Source organism: Anabaena sp. UHCC 0253 (assembly GCF_009712085.1).
In the GTDB taxonomy this organism is placed as follows: Bacteria; Cyanobacteriota; Cyanobacteriia; order Cyanobacteriales; family Nostocaceae; genus Dolichospermum.
Genome location: NZ_VILD01000005.1, coordinates 260,573 through 268,540 on the forward strand (window position 1 = coordinate 260,573; position 7,968 = coordinate 268,540).

9 protein-coding genes are annotated in these 7,968 nt (G+C 39.4%); 7 read left to right on the forward strand and 2 right to left on the reverse strand.

Features of this window, described 5'->3' with window-relative positions:
- The 3 genes from FJR38_RS15435 to FJR38_RS15445 all read left to right on the forward strand — a co-directional run.
- A partial coding sequence (locus tag FJR38_RS15435; protein WP_168538000.1) for a late competence development ComFB family protein occupies positions 1-502 on the forward strand: 502 nt, incomplete at its 5' end.
- Positions 503-701: 199 nt separating this feature from the next.
- Positions 702-2,390: an NAD(P)H-quinone oxidoreductase subunit 4 gene (locus FJR38_RS15440; protein WP_168496510.1), complete on the forward strand. Its 1,689-nt coding sequence runs from the start codon at positions 702-704 to the stop codon at positions 2,388-2,390.
- 276 nt (positions 2,391-2,666) lie between these two features.
- Positions 2,667-2,828 carry a hypothetical protein gene (locus FJR38_RS15445; RefSeq protein WP_168496512.1) on the forward strand — a complete coding sequence of 54 codons (162 nt, stop codon included), beginning with the start codon at positions 2,667-2,669 and terminating at the stop codon, positions 2,826-2,828.
- A 389-nt stretch (positions 2,829-3,217) separates the two neighbouring features.
- Here the strand turns inward: FJR38_RS15445 and FJR38_RS15450 are convergent, their stop codons facing one another.
- Complete coding sequence (locus FJR38_RS15450; RefSeq protein WP_168538002.1) at positions 3,218-3,748, reverse strand: orange carotenoid protein N-terminal domain-containing protein; 531 nt, start codon at positions 3,746-3,748, stop codon at positions 3,218-3,220.
- A gap of 218 nt (positions 3,749-3,966) precedes the next feature.
- Here FJR38_RS15450 and FJR38_RS15455 point away from each other — a divergent pair, with 218 nt between their 5' ends.
- The 3 genes from FJR38_RS15455 (at position 3,967) to FJR38_RS15465 (ending at position 6,861) form a co-directional block, all read left to right on the forward strand.
- Positions 3,967-4,329: a hypothetical protein gene (locus tag FJR38_RS15455; RefSeq protein ID WP_168496516.1), complete on the forward strand. Its 363-nt coding sequence runs from the start codon at positions 3,967-3,969 to the stop codon at positions 4,327-4,329.
- A 399-nt stretch (positions 4,330-4,728) separates the two neighbouring features.
- Positions 4,729-5,469 carry a cytochrome c biogenesis protein CcdA gene (locus tag FJR38_RS15460; protein ID WP_168496518.1) on the forward strand — a complete coding sequence of 247 codons (741 nt, stop codon included), beginning with the start codon at positions 4,729-4,731 and terminating at the stop codon, positions 5,467-5,469.
- 3 nt (positions 5,470-5,472) lie between these two features.
- Positions 5,473-6,861 carry a cytochrome c biogenesis protein gene (locus FJR38_RS15465; protein ID WP_168538004.1) on the forward strand — a complete coding sequence of 463 codons (1,389 nt, stop codon included), beginning with the start codon at positions 5,473-5,475 and terminating at the stop codon, positions 6,859-6,861.
- An 84-nt stretch (positions 6,862-6,945) separates the two neighbouring features.
- Here FJR38_RS15465 and hisG read toward each other — a convergent pair whose 3' ends face one another.
- Positions 6,946-7,590 (reverse strand): ATP phosphoribosyltransferase, encoded by a 645-nt coding sequence (gene hisG / locus FJR38_RS15470; RefSeq protein ID WP_168538006.1) that lies wholly within the window; start codon positions 7,588-7,590, stop codon positions 6,946-6,948.
- A gap of 72 nt (positions 7,591-7,662) precedes the next feature.
- Between hisG and FJR38_RS15475 the strand changes: the two genes are divergently transcribed.
- The coding region (locus FJR38_RS15475; protein ID WP_168538008.1) for a response regulator at positions 7,663-7,968 on the forward strand (306 nt) is incomplete at its 3' end.

Here is a 7,968-nt window from a genome sequence, read left to right on the forward strand (position 1 = left end):
AGATGGTCATTTGACACCAGCAATGGAAGCAGAAGTGGGGCGCATTTGCGATAACGCTTCAGAACTGTCAATTGAAGAGTATATGTCCTTAGATCGCCTTATGGGTGCATTGTTGACTGGTGAAGTCATAGCAGTACCTCGCAAACAGTTTATTAACGTCATGGAAGAGTTGGTACTCACTGACGTAATCGCCAAGGTAGCAGAAATTGAAGCGACTAGTGAAAACTCTCTAGATGTGGGAGATATAACGGCTTATGCGCTTAACCGTCTTCCCCCTTTATATGCGACTACAGAAGAAGGCGCTAAGTATCAACGTGAAAGAGCCAAAAAAGAACTTTATAGTCTCATCTCCCAACAAGTTAGCGAAGCCATATCTAGGTCTTTAGATAGACCGGAGTTCTTCCCAGAGCGTCAAGCTTTGAATAAAAGCACTGGTAATGAGGTCTTGACTCAAGTTAGTACATTACTCCAAGTTTATGCCCCTAGTTTTGAGCAAAAATAGTTTTTCTCATGGGGATAGGGAAGAGGAAGGGAGCAGGTGAGCGATCGCTATTCTCTTATTTCTGGTGTAGTTAAATCTTGATTATTCCAGATTCTGTAGTGAAAATAACAAACATTATGCCAAAATTTCTGTGTGTGCAGAAATTGTTACAAAGTTTAGTACAATAATGTTTAACCGATAAGTATTTTTTCCTATTGACATGATAGCGGCTCAATTTCCTTGGCTTACCGCGATTGTCCTATTTCCACTCCTGGCATCCTTTCTCATCCCTGTATTGCCTGACAAAGACGGCAAACTTGTCAGATGGTATGCACTGGGCGTAGGTATCGCGGACTTTGTTTTCATGTGTTATGCCTTTTGGAATCATTACGATGCCAATAATGCTAATTTTCAACTGGTAGAAAATTATGTCTGGATGCCTCAAATAGGCTTAAACTGGGCAGTTTCTATTGATGGTATTTCCGCCCCCCTGGTACTCTTAGCTGGATTTGTCACCACACTGGCGATTTTTTCAGCTTGGCAAGTTGACCGCAGACCACGCCTTTTCTACTTTCTCATGCTTGTGTTATATTCTGCACAAGTTGGGGTGTTTGTCGCCCAAGACTTGCTGTTATTTTTCATCATGTGGGAAGTTGAACTCATTCCCGTATACTTACTAGTTTGTATTTGGGGTGGACAACGGCGACGCTACGCAGCTACAAAATTTTTACTTTATACCGCAGCAGCTTCTATATTTATCTTGGTAGCAGCCCTAGCACTGGGGCTATATGGCGGTACAAATGTCACCTTCGATATCGCCGAACTTGCACATAAAGAATATCCCTTATCTCTCCAACTCCTACTATATGCAGGTTTGTTAATTGCCTTTGGTGTAAAATTAGCTGTCTTCCCCTTGCATACTTGGCTACCAGATGCCCACGGTGAAGCTTCTTCTCCTGTATCTATGATTTTGGCAGGTGTGTTGTTGAAAATGGGTGGATATGGACTAATTCGCCTAAATCTTGACCTACTGTCCGATGCCCACGTTTATTTTGCCCCGGTTCTCGTCATTCTCGGTGTTGTCAATATTATCTATGGTGCTTTAAATTCCTTTGCCCAAACGAATATGAAACGGCGTTTGGCTTATTCGTCAATTTCCCACATGGGTTTTGTCTTAATCGGAATTGCATCTTTCACCGATTTGGGTATCAATGGCGCAATGTTGCAAATGATCTCACATGGTTTGATTGCTTCGGTGTTATTCTTCTTGGCAGGTGTAACCTACGATCGCTCTCGCACTATGATGATGTCAGAAATGGGTGGTATTGGTCAAGCAATGCCAAAAGTATTTGCCCTATTTACAATCGGGGCAATGGCATCTTTGGCTTTACCGGGAATGAGTGGCTTTGTTGGTGAACTTTCGGTGTTTGTAGGGATCACAACTAGCGATGTTTACACTTCCACATTCTGCACCGTTACAGTTTTCCTCGCTGCTGTGGGAGTTATCCTCACACCTATTTATCTGCTTTCCATGCTGCGACAGGTATTTTACGGTTCTGGTGCAGCCCTGATATGTGATATTAACAATGCCGAGTTTGAAAATCAGGAAGATGAAGGAACGGCTTGTTTTGGAACAGATTGCCTTTTACCAACAGAAACAATTTATACTGATGCCAGACCCCGCGAAGTGTTTATTGCCGCCTGTTTTCTGGTGTTGATTATTGGAATTGGTTTCTATCCAAAAGTGGCTATGCAAATGTATGACGCGAAAACTGTAGCGGTAAATACTCATGTTCGCCAATCTTATACCATCATCTCCCAAACCAATCCTCATGTTTATGCTAGTGGATTTTTAAATCCGCAAATTCCAGCAACTGAGTTAACTCCTGTTTTAGGAACTTTAAAATAGGCAGTTTTCTCAAAATTCAAATAAAACTGGCGTTGTTGAATCAGAGTATGAAATTTAAAAATTAGATATCTTTAACTCTTAATTCTTTGCGCCTTTGCGCCTTTGCGTGAGGCTACGCCATAAAACTCTTGTCGGACGGGCATTTTGCCTGTCCAAAAATGAAAGTTTTAATGACTGGTTGAAATCTGAATCATTTCCTCCAGTGCGGGAAAAATTAATTTCCGAGTTAAAAAATAACGAAATACGAGTAATTATTCAAACAGCAGATATAAAATTGTGGCGATTACCTTGGCATTTATGGGATTTGCTATCACTCTACCCACCAGCGGAAATCGCCGTCAGTACGATAGTGAATTGAAAAATGGATTGCGGAAAGCGATCGCAGTAACGGGGGTTTTAGCGTTATTAGCAGCACAAACTTTGAAAAATAGAGGTTGAACAATTGTGTAGGCTGGTTTGACGTATGTTACCCAACATAATCAATCTTTTTGATGGGTTGCGCTGTTACTTAAACCAACCTACTTGTTCTAATTTTGACACTCTCCGACCTAAAGGTGCGGAGATTCTTAAGACCTCACAGTCTTAATATTCTGTTTACACAGATTCCCAGGCTGACCACGTTTGCCTTGTAGGGCGTAATCATATCTCCTTAAGAGTGTTTTGGGCGTAGACTTTCCCCCAGTCCAGGGGTAGGTTTTTAAATCTTGTACTGATTAGAATATTTTAACATGGCTGAGTCCTTTAGGACTCATCTAGCTTTCATCCCCTGCCTAAAGTACGAAATACGCAACTGCGTTGCTGTTTCTCAGGGGTTTTCAGCATTTCCCTTATAAACTTGAAGTTTTCCCTGTTTCTGCTTGTGTTGCAATCGGCTGGACATCACTATATCCCATCTCACCAGCAATAGTTCGCAACACAGAAATTTGACCTTGAAAATCTATTTCTTCAATTTTAGCAAGTAAACTATTAATTGCCTCAGTGGACTGATAATTATCTGGCATTCCTACCACAACATCCCCCATAGCTTCTGCCCAAACATACCAAACAAACAACTGATTATTTTCTTTTAATGCTCCATAAGCACGAGAATAGTTTGTATCTTTGCAGTTAACTATATCTCGCATAATTTCTAATTGTTCTTCATCCGATAATTGCAAATAGTCTCCTACCAACATGGGAGCTAATTCTGGTTCTGCTGCTGAAGGGGCGGCTGGAGTCACAGTATCACCCATTTTTTCATAAACAAAATATAGCCAAGCTAATTTGGCATCGGTATCTAAGCTATTAAACTCTTCTACTAAATTTTGAGTTGATTGACTTTGAGCTTGAGAAGCAGTTTTCTTGTAACTAGCAGTCATAATTAATCCTCAGCCTAATTTAACTATTAAGACTTATAGGATTACCAAAATTTGCTAATAATTATCTACCTCCAAGAGAAGGATATTTATAATTAGCTAATTTCCATGTTATCTCCCCTGTAAGATAGATATCAATTTCTCTCTAATGGCACAAGTTTTTAATAAAATCTTTTGATAAAATTACCCCAGCAATGTAAATATAAATTAAGGTTTAAATTATGCCTGATCAAGTGCAACCTAATAACAATCAAGCTTCTACCCATGATGCACAATTAGCCGCTGAACAAATAGCTAGTGGCGAAGAAAAAACACCAAAAGTAGATTTTGAAGCTGATTATGCAGCCGCACAGCAATTCAATGTCAGTGAAATTGATCGCACAGATAAAGGAAAAACTGCGGCTGAAATTGCCACTGCACCTAAATATGAAATCTCTACACCAGAAGAGACAAAAACTCAAACACAGCCAACAAGTAATCCTGATGATTATTTAGAAATGGCTAAGGATATTGGCGCTTCCAGAACTGAGGCTGTGACTACTGTTAGTGATGATTTAGTCAAACAAGCTTTGCAAAATAGTTAACCCACTAATAACTCAAATTGCTAGGTGATTGGTAATTGGTGATTGGTAATTGGTGATTGGTAATTGGTAAGGCGTTGCTGAATTGAGGTATGAAATTCCTAAATTGAATCTTTAAAACTCTTACCTTTGCGTCTTTGCGCCTTTGCGTGAGACTAAAATTCATACCGTTAATCAGCAACGCCATTGGTAATTGGTGATTGGTAAGTAAATTCCAGTTCTCATCCTGTTAATCCTTCAATCCTGGATATCCTGATATGGCTTACGCCACGCTTCGCTATCAGACAAGTTACCTAATTAGTAGCTTGTTAATCCTTTAATCGGTGGACATCCTGATGCCGACAACAACTCAAAATAAGCTAAAATGCAAACAGAGTAAGCATTTCCTACTTAACAACCATCATGCTGGAGACTCTGCAAACACAGATTTATCAACTGGAACAATTCGCCAACAGCCTTGTTGCTAACCAACTTACCCATCTCAGCATCGTCAGTATTGCCATTATTTTTGCGGCTGGACTACTTACCAGCCTTACGCCCTGTATGTTGTCCATGCTGCCCATTACAATAGGCTATATAGGCGGTTATGAAGCTAAAAGCCGCCTCCAAGCCGCAGCCCAATCAACTTGGTTTGCCTTGGGATTAGCAACCACACTTGCAGGGATGGGAATCATAGCAGGTTTAGTTGGCAAAGTCTATGGTCAAATAGGAATTGGTTTACCAATTATTGTCAGCATTATTGCTATTATTATGGGACTGAACTTATTAGAAGCATTACCCATACAATTTCCTTCGTTAAATGAAACAAATTGGATTTCCTCAGATTTACCTCCCGGAGTCCGTTCCTACTCTCTTGGGTTAACATTTGGGTTAGTTGCTTCACCCTGTAGCACACCCGTTTTAGCCAGTTTATTAGGTTGGGTTGCTAATACCCAAGATTTATTTTTAGGCGCTGTTTTGCTACTTTCTTACACAGCGGGATATGTAACTCCATTAATTATAGCAGGTACTTTTACTGCTGCCATTAAAAAACTATTAGAATTACGCCGTTGGTCTGGTTGGATAAATCCTGTAAGCGGTGCATTATTAGTAGGCTTTGGAGTTTTTTCTTTGCTTTCTCGCATTCCTATTGGCAATTTCTAGACAATGACTTTAGATCAAACAACATCCGCAAAATTGAGTTGGTGGTTAAGACCATGGCGATTTATCCGCCGGGAAATTTTACCTGTATTAACTGATTTACGTTTAGCAATTATCCTCCTCTTAGTAATTGCCTTATTTAGCATTAGTGGTACTGTCATTGAACAAGGACAACCACCTGCATTTTACCAATCTAACTATCCCGAACATCCAGCTTTATTTGGTTTTCTAACTTGGAAAGTTATTCAAGTAGTTGGATTAGATCATGTATATCGAACCTGGTGGTTTTTGAGTTTATTAGTATTATTTGGAACTAGCTTAACAGCTTGTACATTTACCCGTCAATTACCAGCCCTTAAAGCTGCCCAAAGGTGGAAATATTATGAAGAACCTCGACAATTTACAAAATTAGCTTTGAGTGCAGAATTAGAGACTGCTTCTTTGCAATCACTTACACCGATTTTGCAGCAAAAAAGTTATCGGATCTTTCCCAGCACAAATCAAGAAAAAGATGATATTCTCTACGCCCGTAAAGGTATAGTTGGGCGCATTGGACCAATTATTGTCCATATTGGTATCGTCGCCATTTTGCTTGGGGGAATTTGGGGTGCAATGACGGGATTTATGGCTCAGGAAATGATTTCTAGTGGCGATACATTCCAGGTAAAAAATATTGTTGATGCTGGACCTTGGTCATCTCAGGACGTATTAAAAGATTGGTCTTTGCGTGTAAATCGCTTTTGGATTGACTATACTCCTACGGGGGGAATTGACCAATTTTATTCAGATATGTCTGTCTTGAATAATGAAGGTAAAGAAGTAGATCATGAAAAGATTTATGTTAACAAACCTCTGCGTTATCATGGTGTAGTTTTCTATCAAACAGATTGGGGAATTTCTAATGTTCGGGTGAGATTAAATAAAAGCCCGATTTTTCAATTACCAATGGTACCATTAGATACCAAAGGTAAAGGCAGACTTTGGGGAACTTGGATTCCCACAAAACCTGATTTAAGTGAAGGTGTTTCCCTCATAGCAAAAGATTTGCAAGGAATGGTTTTAATTTATGATGCTAAAGGTAAATTAGCTAATACTGTTCGTGCGGGAATGTCTATACCTGTGAATGGGGTAAATTTGAAAATTCTTGATGTCATTGGTAGCACCGGATTACAAATCAAATTTGATCCTGGTATTCCCATTGTTTATGCAGGGTTTGCTTTACTAATGTTAGGTGTGGTAATGAGTTATTTTTCCCATTCCCAAATTTGGGCTTTACAAAAAGGTGATGCTCTTTATATAGGTGGGAAAACTAACCGCGCTCAAGTGGCCTTTGAGCAAGAAGTTTTGGGAATTTTAGATCAACTTAATTCTGTAAGTAACGTCAAAAAATCCTAACTCATTCGTGAACAACAATACCCCCGATTTCTTAGATAAGTCGGGGATATGATGATGGCTATAAAATCTGTTTATTTGATTTAATTAAACTGTTGCTAAAATATCATTCCGCATTTGTTCAATCAATGGATGTAAATTACCTGTATTCAGACGATAACTTAAAGGATGAACAATTAGCCTGGCTGTACTTTCATACAAAGTTGCAATCTCAATTAAACCATTTTCCTTTAAAGTCTTTCCCGTCGAAACTATATCAACAATTGCTTCTGACATTCCCGTAATTGGACCTAATTCCACAGAACCATACAAAGGTACAATTTCTATAGGTAAATCCAAACCTTGAAAATACTCTCGCGCACAATTTACATATTTAGATGCAACTCGACCATGAGCAGGTAAATCTAGCGGTGATTTGTAGGAACTATCTGCTTTTACGGCTACAGACATCCGACAATATCCAAATTGTAAATCTACTAATTGGGCAACTTGGGGTTGTTTTTCTCTGAGGACATCGTAACCCACAATTCCCAATTGTGCCTGACCATATTCTACATAAACAGGTACATCCTGCGCTCGGACTAACAGCCCTTTTGCTTGTCCACTAGTATCAGGAATTTGCAATTGGCGGTTTCCTGATTCTAAGAAAGCACTAAAATCTAATCCTACAGATTGTAATATGCGGAGACTAGGTTTAAGTAGTTCCCCTTTTGGTATTGCAACAGTTAACATTCTTATTTTTGGTGTCTTTGATGTGTTTGCAGTTCACTATATTGAGAATATATCTATATTGCTGCTAACAAGATGAAAATTTTATTAGTTGATGATGAAGTCGAATTAACTGACCCGTTGAGTCGTTTGTTAACTCGTGAAGGTTACAGTGTTGATGCTACTTATGATGGAACAAGTGGAAGCACCTTAGCACAATCTGGTAGTTATGACTTACTCATTTTAGATTGGATGCTACCAGGAAAAACGGGGTTAGAGATATGTCAGGAACTGCGCTGTCAAGGTAAAACAACTCCTGTGCTGTTTCTGACAGCAAAAGATACTCTTGATGACCGGGTACAAGGTTTAGACGCAGGTGCTGATGATTATCTAGTCAAACCT